Below are 16,133 nucleotides of genomic sequence, written 5' to 3'. Positions count from 1 at the left end.
TCATATAAAATGTATATTACAATTACTTAATAATTTTTTACAAGAAAAAAATATTACTTTGTCTCAAATATCCTTATTAGGATATAATTTAGGACCAGGAAATTTTACAAGTTTAAGAATAGGTATAGCAATAATAGAAAGTCTTTCCTATGTTTTAAATATTCCTAAAATAGGAATATCTCATTTAATGATTTTAGCTGAACAATCCTGGAAAATAAAAAAAATTAAAAATGTTATATCTGTTATAAAATGTAATAAAAATTTATTATATTTTGCTGTATATAAAAGGACTTTAAAAGGTTTATGGATAGGTAAAAAAAGTGAATGTTTATTAAGTTATGATATTTTTTTTAAAAAAATAATTTTATTAAAAGGAATATTTACATTAATATCTGATATAGATCAATATATTCAAAATAATGTTAAAAAAATATTAAATAAAAATCTTGAAATAATATTTATTAATAAATCTTATTCTTCAGAAGATATTATTAGTATTATCAGCACTATATTTTTTAATAAAAAAAAAATAAAAAAACACTACCAAATAAATTATATTAAAAATATATTTTAATATATATAAATGTTTTATTTATTATTTTTTGTTTAATATTTTTTTGTTTTAGGTAAAATAATGTTTAATTTTAATGTTAATATATTATTTTTTTTATTATATATTTTTATATTAATTATTTTTGAATTTATTTTCGTATATTTAGAAATCACTTTTAATATCTTTTTTTATTGTAAAATACAGTAAGGATATATCTTTTTTAGATTTTTCAGAAATAATAATAATTTAAATTCTTTTTTTTAGCAAAATTAGCAGTTTTTTAAATAAAAAATTTTTAATATTTATATTATTTCCAAAACCAACGTTGTAAAAAATTTTTTTGTTCTTTTTTTATAAAACGTAAAGGAATTTTTTCTCCTAATAAACGTTTAACAGTATCTTTGTATGCTAAAGATGCATTAGAATTTTTGTGTAAAATAATACTTTTACCTTGATTTGACGCTCTTAATACTAAATAATCTTCTGGAATTACACCTATTATTTGAATGCCTAAAATTTCAATAATATTATCAATACTTAACATATCTCCACAATTTACTCTAATAGGATTATAACGTGTAAGTAATAAATATTCTTTAATTGGTTTTTCTTTATTTTTAGCTTTTTTAGATTTTGATGAAATTATGCCTAAAATTCTATCAGAATCTCTAACAGAAGAAACTTCAGGATTAGTAATAATAATAGCTTCATCAGCAAAATATAATGCAATTAATGCTCCTTTTTCAATTCCTGCAGGTGAATCACATATGATAAAATCAAAATTCATTATATTTAAATTTTTTAAAATATTTTCTACTCCATTATAAGTTAATGCATCTTTATTTTCTGTTTGAGAAGTAGGTAATACATATAAATTTTCATATTTTTTATCTTTTATTAAAGCTTGATTTAATGTTACTTCTCCTTGTAAAACATTGATAAAATCATAAACAACTTTTTTTTCACAACCCATGATTAAATCTAAATTACGTAATCCTATATCAAAATCAATAACAACAGTTTTTTTTCCATTTTTAGCTAACCCAATAGCTATAGCTGCACTAGAAGTAGTTTTCCCTACACCACCTTTACCAGAGGTTACAACAATTATACGCATTAAGAATCTCCTTAATAGTAATCTAATAAAATTTAATTACATAATTTTATTTTTAAAATTTTATTTTTTAAATATATTCTTGATGATTTTCCTAAAAATTTTTTAGGAATTTGATTTTGAAGTAAATATTCACCAGCAATTGATAACAATTCAGCATATAGTTGATTACAAAAAATTTGACAATTTTTATTTCCATTAGCTCCTGATAAAGCTTTTCCTCTCATAAAACCATAAATATGAATATTACCATCTGCTATTAATTCAGCTCCTGTACTAACATTATTTATAATAATTAAATCACTATTATAAGCATAAACTTGTTGTCCAGATCTAATTGGATTATAAATAATTTTACTTTTTTTATAATAAATATCTTTTTTTGTTGATAAAGATTCTTTTTCTTTAATTATTTTAATAATAGATTTTGATTTTATACTATTTATATTATTATTTACTTTTTTTTTATTAATACTAACATTTTGAGTTTTTTTATAATTTTTATTATTAGTAAATAAAATAGGTGTGCCAGTATTATTTACAATTTTAATAATATTTTTATTATTACATCCATTACCATTAATTCCTATAATATTAATTCCTGTTGAATTAATAGCATTATAAACTTTTTCCCAATTTATTTCATTTTTTATATAATAAATATTAACAATAACTGGCATTTTTTTAAAAAATACAGGAGAATGTTGTATTTTTTTTTTTATTGCATTATATATAAGTTCAGGTTTATTATTATATAAATAAATTTCATAAAATAAAAAATTATTTTGTTTAAATTTAATTATTTTTGTAAACATTTTTTCTCCTTTAATTAGAATTATTTTAGTTAAAATAATTTTATTAATTATATAAATATTTTTTCAATATATAAACATATATAAAAATATTTTATACTTGTAATTTTATACATAAAAATATAATTTAATAATATATATAATATATACTATTAAATATATTTAATAATTTTAAAAAATAAAAATGAATAATTTATCAAAATTAGATCTATTACCTTATAGATTTAGAGGATTTTATCCTGTTGTAATAGATATTGAAACTTCAGGTTTTAATTCTAAAGATAATGCTATATTAGAAATATGTTTAATTACATTAAAAATGGATAATGGTTGGTTAAAAAAAAATAAAACATTACATTTTCATGTTTTACCTTTTAAAGGTTCAAGTATTTCTCAAGATGCATTAGCTTTTAATGGTATTAATATTTATACTTCTTTAAGAGGTGCTATTACTGAAATAGAAGTTTTTAAAATTATTTTTAAAAAAATTACTAAAGATTTAAAAAAAAATAAATGTAAAAAAGCAGTTATAGTAGCTCATAATGCTAGTTTTGATCATAGTTTTATTATGGAAGCTGTAAAAAGAAATAAAATGGAAAAATATAATCCGTTCCATTCTTTTGTAATATTTGATACAACATCTATGTGTGGATTAATTTTAGGACAAACTGTATTAGCAAAATCATGTCATAAAATTGGAATTTCATTCGATAGTAATCAAGCACATTCTGCATTATATGATGCTCATTGTACTGCTGAATTATTTTGTAAATTAGTTAATAATTGGAAAACTAAAGGAGGATGGCCACCATAGTTAAATATTAGTTATATAATAAATATTTTTTAGAAATTTAAAATTTTTTTTAACTTATTCTTAATATGTAACATATATAATATATCAGAACCTCCTATTAATTGATTATTTACCCATAATTGAGGAAATGTTGGCCAATCAGCATATTTAGGTAAATAAATTCTAATATCAGAATTTTTTAAAATATCAATATAAGTAAATTTAACTTTATAAAATAAAATTATTTTTACTGCTTTATCAGAAAATCCACATTGTGGATTTTTCGGAGTTCCTTTCATATATAAAATAATAGGATTATCATTGATTTGTTTTTTTATTTTATTGAAAATTTTCATAAAATATCCGTTCATTTATTAAAATGATTTAAAATTAATATAATTATATATATAATAATTTTATATTTTAAAAAAGTAAAATTTTTTAATTAAATTTTAATAAAAAGGATATATGTGCATAAATATTTAATTGAAATAAAAAAATTATTTAATATTACTGTACCAATAGTTTTAACACAAATAGCTTATCTTTTAATTAATATCATAAATATGATTATATCAAGTTCTTTTAATAAAATTGATATGGCTGTAGTATCAATAAGTACATCAATATGGGTACCTTTATTATTATTTTGTCATGGTATTTTTTTATCTTTAATACCTATTATTACAAAATTACATGGATCTAATAAACAACAAAGTATTATAAAATATATACAGCAATCATATTTATTATCAATGATTCTATCATTTATCATAATATTAATTTTATATAAAACAAATTTTTTTATACATTTATTATTAACTAATAAAATTTTAATTCCAAAAATAATAATTTTTTTAAAAATAATTATATGGAGTATACCAGGTTATTTATTATTACAAATATTACGTTGTGTTTGTATTTCATTTTCATTAACTATACCTGATATGATCATTAGTTGGGTAGGTTTAATAATATATATACCAATTAATTATGTTTTAATTTATGGTTTTAGTTATATACCATCTTTAGGAATTTTAGGATGTGCTTTATCTATAGTATTAATATATTTAATATTAACTATCATAACCATGATATGGATGTATAATTCAATACATTTTAATAACATAAATTATTTTAGTTTATTTAATAAACCTAATATAAAAATTTTAAAAAAACTATTAAAATTAGGTTTTCCTATCGGATTATCTATTTTTGTTGAAATTACATTATTTACAGTTGTTTCTTTATTTATTTCTTCTATGGGTATAGATAGTATTATTAGTCATCAAATAGCACAAAACTTTAGTTCTTTTATTTTTGTAATCCCATTATCTTTAAGTATAGCAACTACGATATTAGTAGGTTTTTATTTAGGTTTAGGTTATAAAAATAAAGCTAAAAAAATTAGCTGGATTTCACAAATTATAGGTATTATTTTATCTTTTTTTATTATTTTAATAAGTCTTTTTTTTAAAAAAAAAATTGCTTTTTTATATAATCCTAATCAGAATATTGTAAATTTATCATCTAAATTAATATTTTTAGCATCTATTTATCAATTTTTAGATGCTATTCAAGTAATAGGATGTGGTATTTTAAAAGCTTATAAAGATACTAAATTTATTTTTTTTATTACTTTTATATCTTGTTGGATAATCGGTTTTCCTGTTGGTTATATTTTATCTATGACAAATTTAATTGTACATCCTATGGGTCCTATAGGATTTTGGATAGGATTTATTGTCGGATTAATAATTGCAGTAATATTAATTATATTACGTATTATTAAAATACAAAAGAGTTGATTAAATATTATTAATATGATCTAATAAAATTGTTGTTTTTTTATGCGTTCTTAACTCAGTTGGTAGAGTGTCACTATGACATGGTGAAGGTCAGAGGTTCAAATCCTCTAGAACGCATAAGATTTTTTTTGTTTATTTTTATATTAATTTCCAATAAATTAAACAAAAATTTTTTTTACCCTTACGTAATAAGGTAAAATGATTAAATTTTTTGTGATATTTAGTAAATACAAATGATATTATTGATATTTTTTCATTGTTAATATATATAGAATTAGATGTAATTAATTTAGACGCTTGTGAATAAGAAGATGCAAATTTACTTAAAATTAATACTTCTTGTAAAGAAAATATTTTATTATTATCTATAATAATGTTATTAATATTATTAAATAATATTGAATAATCATTTTTTGATAAATCTTGTATTTTTTTGTAAAAAAGTATATTTGTTATTTTTTTGGATAAAATTAAATTATATTCCCCATGTATTTTTTTTGTCATATACTCTGCAAGTAAAAATTGGGGACTATTTTTTTTGATATTATTTTTTTTTTTTTTTAAATCATTAATAGTTTCTAACTCTAAATTAGTAAACATATAGAGAAATTTAAATATAAGTGAATCTGGAATATTTAACCAAAATTGAAAAAATTTATATGGGCTAGTTTTATTTTTATCTAACCATATTGTTTTTTTTTCTGTTTTTCCAAACTTTGTTCCATCGTTTTTAATAATTAAATTTGTTGTTATTCCAAAAACTTTTTTTTTATACATTTTTTTTATTAAATCAATTCCTGATGTAATATTTCCCCATTGATCAGATCCTCCTAATTGGAGGATAACATTAAAATTTTTATTTAAATAAGCAAAATCATAAGATTGTAATAAATTATAAGAAAGTTCAGTAAAGGAAATACCATTTATTTCTTTATTTATCATTCTATTTTTAATAAAATCTTTATTTATCATATTATTAACATAAAAATATTTTCCTATTTTTCTTAAAAAAAATAAAATATTAATTTTATGAAACCAATCATAATTATTGATAATAATTGCACTATTTTCACCACAATTAAAATCTAAAATATTTTTTATTTGTATACTAATTTTATAAAACCAAATGTTAATAATATCTATTGAATTCATTTTTCTTTTTTTAAATTTAAAACTAGGATCCCCAATTAAACTTGTAGCGCCACCTAATACAATTATTGGTTTATGTCCTAATTCTTGAAAATATTTTAATGTAAATAATTGTATTAGGTGGCCTATGTGTAGGCTATCAGCTGTTAAATCAAAACCACAATAAAGATTAATATTTTTTTCATTTAAAATTGTAAATAATTTTTTTTTATTAGTCATTTGATATAAAATATTACGATCTTTTAATTTTTTTAAAATATTAATTTTATTTTTTTTTATCATTTATATTCCTTAATATATGAAATATTTTTATTATATAATCTTTCGACAGTTTGTATTATATTTCTAGTATAAATATCTGTTTCAATATTAACATAATCATCAATTTTTTTTTTAGATAATGTAGTTTTTAATAATGTTTCTGGTATTAAATTTACACTAAATTGATTTTTAAATATTTTATCTATAGTTAAACTAACGCCATCTATACATATGGATCCTTTTATAGGAATAAAATTCATTTGTAAAATATTACTAGGTTTAATCCATAAAATTTTAGAAAAATTATAATTTTCTATATTAGTTATAATTGCAATATCAGTAATATGTCCTAATACAATATGTCCTCCAAAAAAACTATTAGTTTTTATTGGTTTTTCAAGATTAACATAATCATTAATTTTTGATTTTTTAAAAGTTGTATTATTTATAGTATGAAGTATTACGTTAAATAACATAATATTTTTATGTATATTTACAATAGTCAAACAACATCCATTATTTGAAATAGATTCTCCTATTCTTAAATTTTTAATAAAATTTTTACTTGTTTTTATATATATATAATACTTTTTCTTTTTAAAAAAAATTTTTTTAATTTTACCTATAGATTGAATAATACCTGTAAACATTTTTTATCTTTTTATAAGAATTACATACATTTATTATACCTAATAAAAAAATTAAATTTTTAAATTAAATTATTTTATATATAAAATCTAAAATTTTTAAATTTATTTATTATAACTAATATCATTTCTTAATATAATTTGAAATCTTTTTTTTAACTCTAAAATACATTTATCAATAATATTATTAATTTCTATATCATTTAATGTATGATTTTTGTCTTGTAAAAATAAACTTAAAGTAATATTTTTATATTTTTTAGGAATATTATTTCCCTGAAATACATCTATAAGTTTTATTTTTATTAAATTTTTTAATTTTAATTTTTTTAATTGTAATAAAATATGATAAAAATTAACTTCTTCTTTTATAAGAAAGGATATATCTCTTTTATTTATTGGATAATTAATTAATTTTTGAAAATTAAAAATATTATTTATCATAATATGATCATAAAATAATTCAAACAAAAAAGTATTAGAATTTATATTAAAATAATGAATTAATTTAGGATGTAACATACCAATATATCCAACATATATATTATTAATATATATTGATGAATTTATATATGGATGTAATATTGTATTTTTATTTTGTTGATAAAATTCAATTTTATTATTTTTATAAAAAATATTTAAAATATATTCTAAATTACCTTTTATATCATAAAAATTAATACATTTATTTTTTTCACTCCAATGAGTATTTAATGAATTTATATTGACTATTCCAGCTAACATTAATTTTTGTGATATACCTATTTTTTTTTTCGAATCTTTAAAAAAACATAAACCATATTCAAAAAAACGTAAATTTTTTTGTTGTCTATTTGTATTATAAATAATATTATTGATTAATCCGTATGATAAAGAATTTCTCATTACAGATGTTTCTGTTGTTATAGGATTTTTAATTTTTATAGATTTTATTTTTGGATATAACATTAATTGTATTTTAGGATTAATAAAACTATAGTTAATTACTTCATAATATCCTTGATAAATTAAAATATCTTTAATTTTTTTTATATTAATCTTTTGATGTTTTAATCTAAAATTATTTTTTTTTACAATATTATCCCTAATAAAGAAGATATTAGTTTTTTGAGGTATTCGATGATAGCCATATACTCTTATAATTTCTTCTATAATATCTTCCATTATATTTATATCATATCTCCAACTAGGTATTGTAATAATATAATTATCAATTGTTTTTTTTATAAAAATAAAACCTAATTTATTTAAAATATTAAATATAATTTTTTTTTTAATATCAAAACCTAGAATTTTATGTATATGTTTAAATGAAAAATTTATTGTTTTTTTATGATAATTAGAATTATTAATATTAATTGTATGAATTTTACTTCTTTCCCCTTTAAATATTTTTAATAATAAATTTACAGTTCTTATAAGAACTGTTTTTTGTATTAATGGATCTAAAGTATTTTTATGAAAATTATAAATATCATTAACATGATAATTATTTTTTAATAAAGAAGTTATATATTTTGGATTTAAAAATAAACATTCTATTAAAATATTTTTAGTTGCTAATTTTACAGAATAGTTTTTATTTTGTATTATTCCTGGTATAGATATTATTTGATTATCATCTCTAATCATCAAAAGTGAATTTTTATTTAATAAAATTTTTTTTTTATTTGTTAAATTAAAAAAATAAAATTTATTTTTTTGATATTTTTTTATATAAATTTTATTATTAATGCTATCAAAATTATAAAACTGGATAGGATATCCTAATTCTAAAATTATATAATTACGAATATTTAATAATGGATTATTAGATATAAATTTAATTCCTGCATAATATAACCTTTCTTTAATAAAGAAAGGAATTTTTTTAGTCAAATTAATATTTTTAATTATACAATAACTATACTTATATAATGTATTTTTTATTTTTTTATCAAAACTAATATTAAGTTGATATTTTTCTGAATTTTTTATTAAATAATTATTATATGGTATATCAAATTTAATTTTTTTATTTAAAACAGACAAATCTCTTGCAAATCCTAACATATTAAAACAATCAAGTCTATTTGTAGGAATATTTATATGTAAAATATTATCATATAAATTTAAAATATTATCTTTTTTTTTAAAATTACTGTTTTGATTTAAAATAGTGATCTTATCTTTGATAAGATTATATTTTGTATATAAACTAATTATTTTAGGAGTACATAATAATCCTTCTGATTTTTTTAAAAAGAAATATTTTGGTATTTTTATATATTTTTTATATAAAAAAGAATTTTTAGTAGCCAAAATAATTTTCATTTTATTATGATAACAATTTACGTTAGAAAATATTTTTAATAATTTACCATTATCAATTAATATTTTAAATTCATAAATTTTAGGATTTTTTTTATATATATTAAAATTAATAATTTCACCTTTAACCAAGTGTTTAATATTACTACTATAAGTAGTAGTTTCAATTTTTTCTATTTCAAATCCTAACATTGTTATTTTCTTTGATAAAGAATAAATATCTTTATCATAAAAAAACCATTCTCGTAACCAAAATTCACTAAATTTTATCATATAAAATTATTTGATCTAAATTGTTTAAGAAAACGTATATCATTTTCATAAAAAAAACGAATATCAGAAATATTATAACGTAACATAGCTAATCTTTCTATACCTAATCCAAAAGCAAATCCACAATATTTGTTGTTATTTATTCCAATATTTTTTAAAACATAAGGATGAACCATACCAGCGCCTAAAATTTCTATCCATTCTTTATTATTATTTAATATATCTATTTCTAAAGAAGGTTCTGTAAAGGGAAAATAAGAAGGTCTAAAACGAATTTTACATTTTTTACCAAAAAAAAAATTTAAGAATAAAATTAGTATTCCTTTTAAATCGACAAAAGTTACCTTTTTATTAATAAATAATCCTTCTATTTGATGAAACATAGGTGTATGATTACTATCATAATCATGACGATATACTTTACCTGAAGTTAAAATTTTTATAGGTAGTTTATGTTGTTTCATAATTCTAATTTGTACATTAGAAGTTTGAGTGCGTAATAAAATATTTTTATCTAACCAAAATGTATCTTGTTCTGTTCTTGTCGGATGATATTTTGAAATATTTAATGCATCAAAATTGTGATAAACATCTTCTATTTCAGGACCTGTAATTATTTTAAATCCAATGTTAGTAAAAAATTCTTCTATTTCATAAATTATATTTGTAATAGGATGTTTAGAACCTGGTGATATATATTTTCCTGGTAATGATACATCAATGTTTTGATCTAAAAATTTATTATTATATTGTTCTATTTCTATTTCTTTTTTGCGTTTTATTATTATTTTTTTTATTTGTTTTTTTTGTTTATTACAAATAATACTTTTATAAATTCTATTATTTTTATCTAAATTTTTTATTAACATAAATTGTTTAGTAATATAACCTTTTTTACCTAAATATTTAATTTTTAACATATTTAGATCTTTAAGATTTTTTACTACAGAAATTTCTTTTTTTGCTATTAAAACTATATCATCAGCTATCATGATATTCTCATTAATATATTTTGAATATAAAAAAATTAAAATATAATAAAAATTAATTTTATTGATTATAAGAATAAGTTAATAACTTATTAAAAGTTAATATATCAGATAACGCTATATTAGCTAATGTTTTTCTATTTATATTTATATTACTTTTTTTTAATTTATATATTAAAGAACTATAAGAAATATTGTTTTGACGTGCTGCTGCATTAATTTTAATAATCCATAATTGACGAAATTTTCTTTTTTTCTGTTTCCTATCTCTATAAGCATATTGTCCTGATTTAATTACTGCTTGAAAAGCAGATCTATAAGATCTAGATCTAGCGGCATAATATCCTTTTGCTTTTTTTATAATTTTTTTATGTCTTATTTTTGCAGTAACTCCACGTTTAATTCTAACCATATAATATACATTCCTATAATAATTATTTGTTATATATTTATTTTATAAATAAGGTAAACAAATTTTTAATGAACGTGAATCTCCTTTTGAAACTATTTTTTTTTTTCTTAAAAATCTTTTATGTTTTTTGTTTTTTTTAGTTAATAAGTGTCTTAAATTAGCTTTTTTATGTTTGAAAAAACCATTACTTGTTTTTTTAAAACGTTTTGCAACACTACGTACTGTTTTAAGTTTATTCATTTATAAACCATAATTATATTTATTATTATTTTTTTGGTATTAAAATCATTATAATTTGTCTACCTTCAACTTTTGTGGGAAATAATTCTACTATTGCTAAATTTTCTATATCATTTTTTATGCGATTAAGCATAGAAAAACCTAATTTAGAATGTATCATTTCTCTACCTCTAAATCTTAATGTAATTTTTACTTTATCTCCATTTTTTATAAAACGAATTATATTACGTAATTTAACATTATAATCACCTGTATCTGTACCAGGACGAAATTTAATTTCTTTTAAATGTATTATTTTTTGTTTTTTTTTTTGTTCTTTAGATGCCTTATTTTTGGTATATAAAAATTTTCCATAATCCATTATACGACATACAGGAGGTGTAGAATTAGGACTAATTTCTACCAAATCAAATCCAGTATTTTCTGCTTTCTTTAATGCTTCTTTAAGATTAATTATTCCTATTTGTTCTCCATTTAATCCTATTAATCTTACAATTTTACTCCTAATATTTTTATTAATTTTATTAGGTCGTGATAATTGTATTATTTTTTTTCCAACTTTAATATTTTACCTCCTTAATTTATTTTAAATGATAGTTATTAATTTCTTTATTAATTTTATTAATAATATCATGGATTTTCATAAATCCCAAATCTTTACCAAAACAATCCCTTACTGAAATAAAATTATTTTTTATTTCTTGGTCGCCACATATTAAAATATATGGAATATGTTGCATTGTATATTTTCTAATTTTAAAAGAAATTTGTTTATTTTTAATATCGAATTTAATTCGAATATTATTTTTTTTTATTATTTTAAATATTTTTAAAACATATTCTGTATGTTTCTCACTAATACTGAGTATTATTATTTGTATAGGAGCTAGCCAAATAGGTAAATATCCAGAGAATTCTTCAAGGATAATACCTATGAATCTTTCTAATGAACCTAAAATAGCTCTATGTATTATTACAGGAATACTACGTTTATTATCTTTATTAATATAAAATAATTTTAAACATTTAGGTAATATATAATCTAATTGTATAGTTCCACATTGCCATTCTCTATTTAAGTAATCAAAAAAAGAAAATTCAATTTTAGGTCCATAAAAAGCTCCTTCTCCTTTTTGAAGTTTAAAATTAATATTCATTTTTTTTAAAATAAATGATAAATTATTTTCTGTTTGTTTCCAAAGATTATTATTCCCCATTTTATATAATGGTCTTGTAGATAGTTTTACAAAAAATTTTTTAAAACCAAAAATATGATAAATATCATACATCATATAAATACAATTTTTAATTTCTTCTATTATTTGATTTTTTGTACAAAAAATATGAGCATCATCTTGAGTAAAATTTCTTAATCTCATTAAACCATGTAAAGATCCAGATGGTTCATTTCTGTGACAAATACCAAATTCAGCAATTCTTAATGGTAGATCTTTATATGATTTTAATTTTTGCTTAAAAATTTGTATATGAGCAGGACAATTCATCGGTTTTATGCAATAATTTCTATTTTCTGAGTAGGTTGTAAAGATTGCTTTTTTATAAATTTCCCAATGTCCTGTTTTTTTCCAAATAGAAATATCAGTTATTATAGGAGTTTTTACTTCTAAATAATTATATTGATTTAATTTAAAACGTAAAAGTTTTTCTAATTCTTTAAAAATAATATAACCATTATTATGCCAAAAAACCATTCCTGGAGCTTCATCTTGAAAATGATATAAATCTAATTTTTTTCCTATAATTCTATGATCTTTCTTTAATAATTTTATTTTATTAGATAAAAAATTTTTTTTTTCTATTTTTTTAGAATTATCATTTTGTTCCATATTTTATTTTTATAAGTAAAAATATTATTTTATAATAATATCAAAAATTTTTTACTAAATATATTAAAAATACTATAAGTAAATTTGTAAAATATTTTTAAATAATTTTTTGTCCACAAATAACTCTATTATGTCCTTGTATATCAGAATATTGTTTAATATTCTTAAATTTTTGAATTTTTAATTTATTTTTTATAATAAATCCTTGTTTATAACCATGTTCTAATATTAACCAACCATAATTATTTAAATATTTAAAAGAATTTAAAATAATATAATTCAAATAATTTAATCCATTTTTACCTGCAACTAAAGATTTAATAGGTTCAAATTTTAATTGTTTTTTAAAACAAAAATATTCTTTATAACTTATATAAGGAGGATTACTGATAATTATATCAAATGTATTATCTTTTAAATGACTAAACCAATTACTTTTTAAAAAAGTAATATTTTTAATATTTAATTTTTTAGCATTATTTTCAGCTATATTGAGAATTTTATTAGAAAAATCTATAGCAGTAATATCAATATTATTATGTTCATAAGCTAGTGCTAATGAAAGTGCACCACTTCCAGTACCTAAATCTAATATTTTTTTTATTTTAATATTTATTTTATTTAAAACGACATCTATTAAAATTTCTGTATCTTTACGAGGTATTAAAACATAAGGAGATACATTAATTTTTAATGACCAAAATTCACAAAATCCTAGTATGTACGCTAAAGGCATCCCTTTAATTCTTTTTTTTAATAAATTTTGTAATGTTTTAAATTGTTTATAATGAATTTTCGTTTCATTAAAACCATAAATCCATGATTTAGGTTTATTTAAAATAAATGATGTTAATAAAATAGTTTCTAATTGATAATTTAATATTTTATTTTTTTTTAAAACATTAGAAGAATATTGTAAAAATTGATTAATAATCATAAATATATTTTTTATAAATTATAATTTATTGTTTTTTTTATAAATCATCGGTTTTATTAAGAGATCTAAATTTCCATCCATAATTTCATGTAATTTATAAATAGTTATATTAAGACGATGATCGGTAACTCTTTTTTGAATAAAATTATAAGTTCTATTTCTATCTGAACGACCACCGGTACCTAATAATAATTTTTTTTTTAAAGCATTATTTTTATTTTCTTTTTCAATTTCTATTGAATTTATTCGAGCTGCTAATACCGCTAATGCTTTTGATTTATTTTTATGTTGCGATCTTTCATCTTGACATTCAACAACTATTTTTGTTGGAATATGAGTAATACGTATAGCAGAATCTGTTGTATTAACATGTTGTCCACCTGCACCTGATGATCTAAATGTATCAATTTTTAAATCTTGAATATTTATTTCTGGCATTTCTATTTTTGATAATTCAGGCATAACAGCCACAGTACAAGTAGAAGTATGTACTCTTCCTTGCGATTCTGTTTCTGGAATTCTTTGTACTCTATGTCCTCCAGATTCAAATTTTAATTTTCCATATACACCTATACCAATAATTTTTAAAATAATTTCTTTAAATCCATTACTATGTTCATTGTAATGAATATGTATTATTTCTATTTTCCATTTTTGTGATTCAGCATATCTAATATACATTCTAGAAATGTTCTTTACAAAAATTGCTGCCTCATTTCCCCCAGAACCAGCTTTTATTTCTATAAAACAATTACGATTATCTTTTTTATTTTTAGGTAAAAGTAATTTATATAATATTTTTTCTATTTTTTTTTGTTTAATATTAATATTTTTAATATCTTCTAAAACCATTAGATATATATCTTTATCTTTTTCTTTTAATAAAGATTTTGTATTTATTAAATTTAATTTTAATTTATTCCATTTTTTAAATGGTTTAATAATATTAGATAATCTTGAATATTCGATAGATAAATTACGTAAATAATTGTGATCATTATATGTTTTATAATCACTTAATTTTTTTGTTAAATAATTATATCTTTTATATAAAAGATTAAGTTTTTTAATCATATAAGAATTCATAAATTGTATTTTAATTTTTAAAAAATTATTAAATAAATAATATTTTTTATAAAAATATTATTTATTCATATATAAAAATATATATATATTTTATAATAATTTAATTAAACTACAAAATATAATTTTAAATTATTAAAAAATATATAATACTAATATATAGTATAATTCTAATTAAAAAATAAAGGTTTTATGTGACTAAAATGAAATTATTTACTGGAAATGCTATTCCAGAATTAGCAAAAAAAATTGCTCATCATTTATATATTAATTTAGGTAAAATATTTGTAGGACGATTTAGTGATGGAGAAATATCGGTTAAAATAAATGAAAATGTTAGAGGTCACGATATTTTTATCATACAATCAACATGTAATCCTACTAATGATAATCTTATAGAATTAGTTATTATGATAGATGCTTTTAAAAGAGCTTCTGCAGGAAGAATAACTGCTGTTATTCCTTATTTTGGATACGCAAGACAAGATAGAAGAATTCGTTCTGCTAGAGTTCCTATTACTGCAAAAGTCATAGCTGATTTTTTATCTAAAGTAGGTATTAATAGAATTTTAACTGTAGATTTACATGCTGAACAAATTCAGGGTTTTTTTAATGTACCTGTAGATAATGTATTTGCTAGTTCTATATTTTTAATGGATATATCAAAAAAAATATATAATAATCCGATAATAATTTCTCCTGATATTGGTGGAGTAATACGTGCTAGATCTATCGCAAAAAAATTATTTAATGGGACAGATATGGCTATAATAGATAAAAGAAGATCTAATGCTAACAAAACAGAAGTAATGAATATTATTGGAAATGTAAATAAAAGAGATTGTATTTTAATAGATGATATTGTTGATACAGCTGGAACATTATGTCACGCTGCTAAAACATTA

The 16,133-nt window shown here is 18.7% G+C and carries 18 protein-coding genes and 1 tRNA gene; 5 read left to right on the top strand and 14 right to left on the bottom strand.

What is annotated here, in order from left to right; translation table 11 throughout:
* The coding region (gene tsaB, locus GJT96_RS00595) for a tRNA (adenosine(37)-N6)-threonylcarbamoyltransferase complex dimerization subunit type 1 TsaB (RefSeq protein WP_169780318.1) at window positions 1-574 on the top strand (574 nt) is incomplete at its 5' end.
* A 32-nt stretch (window positions 575-606) separates the two neighbouring features.
* On the opposite strand, the gene GJT96_RS02480 is transcribed toward tsaB, so the two are convergent.
* The 3 genes from GJT96_RS02480 to minC all read right to left on the bottom strand — a co-directional run bounded on the left by GJT96_RS02480 (window position 607) and on the right by minC (window position 2,482).
* A complete protein-coding gene (locus tag GJT96_RS02480; RefSeq protein ID WP_425591412.1) occupies window positions 607-726 on the bottom strand; it encodes a hypothetical protein in 120 nt (39 codons plus the stop codon).
* 134 nt (window positions 727-860) lie between these two features.
* Window positions 861-1,670, bottom strand: coding sequence for a septum site-determining protein MinD (minD, locus tag GJT96_RS00590; RefSeq protein ID WP_169780317.1), 810 nt, complete (start codon window positions 1,668-1,670; stop codon window positions 861-863).
* 32 nt (window positions 1,671-1,702) lie between these two features.
* Window positions 1,703-2,482 (bottom strand): septum site-determining protein MinC, encoded by a 780-nt coding sequence (minC, locus tag GJT96_RS00585; protein ID WP_169780316.1) that lies wholly within the window; start codon window positions 2,480-2,482, stop codon window positions 1,703-1,705.
* Between the two features lie 181 nt (window positions 2,483-2,663).
* Here minC and rnt point away from each other — a divergent pair, with 181 nt between their 5' ends.
* Complete coding sequence (gene rnt / locus GJT96_RS00580) at window positions 2,664-3,293, top strand: ribonuclease T (protein ID WP_169780315.1); 630 nt, start codon at window positions 2,664-2,666, stop codon at window positions 3,291-3,293.
* A gap of 29 nt (window positions 3,294-3,322) precedes the next feature.
* Here rnt and grxD read toward each other — a convergent pair whose 3' ends face one another.
* On the bottom strand, window positions 3,323-3,628 hold the full coding sequence (gene grxD / locus GJT96_RS00575; RefSeq protein ID WP_169780314.1) for a Grx4 family monothiol glutaredoxin: 306 nt from the start codon (window positions 3,626-3,628) through the stop codon (window positions 3,323-3,325).
* A 114-nt stretch (window positions 3,629-3,742) separates the two neighbouring features.
* Between grxD and GJT96_RS00570 the strand changes: the two genes are divergently transcribed.
* Together GJT96_RS00570 and GJT96_RS00565 are read left to right on the top strand one after the other, a co-directional pair.
* Window positions 3,743-5,080 (top strand): MATE family efflux transporter, encoded by a 1,338-nt coding sequence (locus GJT96_RS00570; RefSeq protein ID WP_169780313.1) that lies wholly within the window; start codon window positions 3,743-3,745, stop codon window positions 5,078-5,080.
* A gap of 44 nt (window positions 5,081-5,124) precedes the next feature.
* Window positions 5,125-5,197: transfer RNA gene (locus GJT96_RS00565), tRNA-Val, on the top strand.
* A 21-nt stretch (window positions 5,198-5,218) separates the two neighbouring features.
* On the opposite strand, the gene tyrS is transcribed toward GJT96_RS00565, so the two are convergent.
* The 10 genes from tyrS to prfA all read right to left on the bottom strand — a co-directional run bounded on the left by tyrS (window position 5,219) and on the right by prfA (window position 15,231).
* Window positions 5,219-6,511, bottom strand: a complete 1,293-nt coding sequence (gene tyrS / locus GJT96_RS00560; protein WP_169780312.1) for a tyrosine--tRNA ligase — start codon at window positions 6,509-6,511, stop codon at window positions 5,219-5,221.
* Window positions 6,508-7,140, bottom strand: coding sequence for a riboflavin synthase (locus tag GJT96_RS00555; RefSeq protein WP_169780311.1), 633 nt, complete (start codon window positions 7,138-7,140; stop codon window positions 6,508-6,510). The genes tyrS and GJT96_RS00555 overlap by 4 nt, the downstream gene beginning before the upstream one ends.
* A 102-nt stretch (window positions 7,141-7,242) precedes the next feature.
* Window positions 7,243-9,720, bottom strand: coding sequence for a phenylalanine--tRNA ligase subunit beta (gene pheT, locus GJT96_RS00550; protein ID WP_169780310.1), 2,478 nt, complete (start codon window positions 9,718-9,720; stop codon window positions 7,243-7,245).
* Window positions 9,717-10,712, bottom strand: coding sequence for a phenylalanine--tRNA ligase subunit alpha (gene pheS, locus GJT96_RS00545; protein ID WP_169780309.1), 996 nt, complete (start codon window positions 10,710-10,712; stop codon window positions 9,717-9,719). The genes pheT and pheS overlap by 4 nt, the downstream gene beginning before the upstream one ends.
* A gap of 58 nt (window positions 10,713-10,770) precedes the next feature.
* Complete coding sequence (gene rplT / locus GJT96_RS00540; protein WP_169780308.1) at window positions 10,771-11,121, bottom strand: 50S ribosomal protein L20; 351 nt, start codon at window positions 11,119-11,121, stop codon at window positions 10,771-10,773.
* 42 nt (window positions 11,122-11,163) lie between these two features.
* Complete coding sequence (gene rpmI / locus GJT96_RS00535; RefSeq protein ID WP_169780307.1) at window positions 11,164-11,361, bottom strand: 50S ribosomal protein L35; 198 nt, start codon at window positions 11,359-11,361, stop codon at window positions 11,164-11,166.
* Window positions 11,362-11,386: 25 nt separating this feature from the next.
* A complete protein-coding gene (gene infC / locus GJT96_RS00530; protein ID WP_169780587.1) occupies window positions 11,387-11,926 on the bottom strand; it encodes a translation initiation factor IF-3 in 540 nt (179 codons plus the stop codon).
* Window positions 11,927-11,942: 16 nt separating this feature from the next.
* Complete coding sequence (gene thrS / locus GJT96_RS00525; RefSeq protein ID WP_169780306.1) at window positions 11,943-13,208, bottom strand: threonine--tRNA ligase; 1,266 nt, start codon at window positions 13,206-13,208, stop codon at window positions 11,943-11,945.
* A gap of 97 nt (window positions 13,209-13,305) precedes the next feature.
* Window positions 13,306-14,145, bottom strand: a complete 840-nt coding sequence (gene prmC, locus GJT96_RS00520) for a peptide chain release factor N(5)-glutamine methyltransferase (RefSeq protein WP_169780305.1) — start codon at window positions 14,143-14,145, stop codon at window positions 13,306-13,308.
* A gap of 18 nt (window positions 14,146-14,163) precedes the next feature.
* Window positions 14,164-15,231 carry a peptide chain release factor 1 gene (gene prfA, locus GJT96_RS00515; RefSeq protein ID WP_169780304.1) on the bottom strand — a complete coding sequence of 356 codons (1,068 nt, stop codon included), beginning with the start codon at window positions 15,229-15,231 and terminating at the stop codon, window positions 14,164-14,166.
* 191 nt (window positions 15,232-15,422) lie between these two features.
* Between prfA and GJT96_RS00510 the strand changes: the two genes are divergently transcribed.
* Window positions 15,423-16,133 (top strand): ribose-phosphate pyrophosphokinase (locus GJT96_RS00510; protein WP_247646091.1); only part of this gene is annotated, 711 nt, incomplete at its 3' end.

It is taken from the genome of Enterobacteriaceae endosymbiont of Donacia piscatrix (assembly GCF_012569525.1).
Taxonomy (GTDB): Bacteria; Pseudomonadota; Gammaproteobacteria; order Enterobacterales; family Enterobacteriaceae.
The sequence above is the reverse complement of the archived record's forward strand: the minus strand, read 5'-3'. Positions and strand labels throughout refer to the sequence as shown.

What these genes read in the sequence shown, in the direction of transcription:
- minD (WP_169780317.1), bottom strand. Translation starts at nt 1,670, where the DNA reads ATGCGTATAATTGTTGTAACCTCTGGTAAAGGTGGTGTAGGGAAAACT.
- minC (WP_169780316.1), bottom strand. Translation starts at nt 2,482, where the DNA reads ATGTTTACAAAAATAATTAAATTTAAACAAAATAATTTTTTATTTTAT.
- rnt (WP_169780315.1), top strand. Translation starts at nt 2,664, where the DNA reads ATGAATAATTTATCAAAATTAGATCTATTACCTTATAGATTTAGAGGA.
- grxD (WP_169780314.1), bottom strand. Translation starts at nt 3,628, where the DNA reads ATGAAAATTTTCAATAAAATAAAAAAACAAATCAATGATAATCCTATT.
- tyrS (WP_169780312.1), bottom strand. Translation starts at nt 6,511, where the DNA reads ATGATAAAAAAAAATAAAATTAATATTTTAAAAAAATTAAAAGATCGT.
- GJT96_RS00555 (WP_169780311.1), bottom strand. Translation starts at nt 7,140, where the DNA reads ATGTTTACAGGTATTATTCAATCTATAGGTAAAATTAAAAAAATTTTT.
- pheT (WP_169780310.1), bottom strand. Translation starts at nt 9,720, where the DNA reads ATGATAAAATTTAGTGAATTTTGGTTACGAGAATGGTTTTTTTATGAT.
- pheS (WP_169780309.1), bottom strand. Translation starts at nt 10,712, where the DNA reads ATGATAGCTGATGATATAGTTTTAATAGCAAAAAAAGAAATTTCTGTA.
- rplT (WP_169780308.1), bottom strand. Translation starts at nt 11,121, where the DNA reads ATGGTTAGAATTAAACGTGGAGTTACTGCAAAAATAAGACATAAAAAA.
- rpmI (WP_169780307.1), bottom strand. Translation starts at nt 11,361, where the DNA reads ATGAATAAACTTAAAACAGTACGTAGTGTTGCAAAACGTTTTAAAAAA.
- thrS (WP_169780306.1), bottom strand. Translation starts at nt 13,208, where the DNA reads ATGGAACAAAATGATAATTCTAAAAAAATAGAAAAAAAAAATTTTTTA.
- prmC (WP_169780305.1), bottom strand. Translation starts at nt 14,145, where the DNA reads ATGATTATTAATCAATTTTTACAATATTCTTCTAATGTTTTAAAAAAA.
- prfA (WP_169780304.1), bottom strand. Translation starts at nt 15,231, where the DNA reads ATGAATTCTTATATGATTAAAAAACTTAATCTTTTATATAAAAGATAT.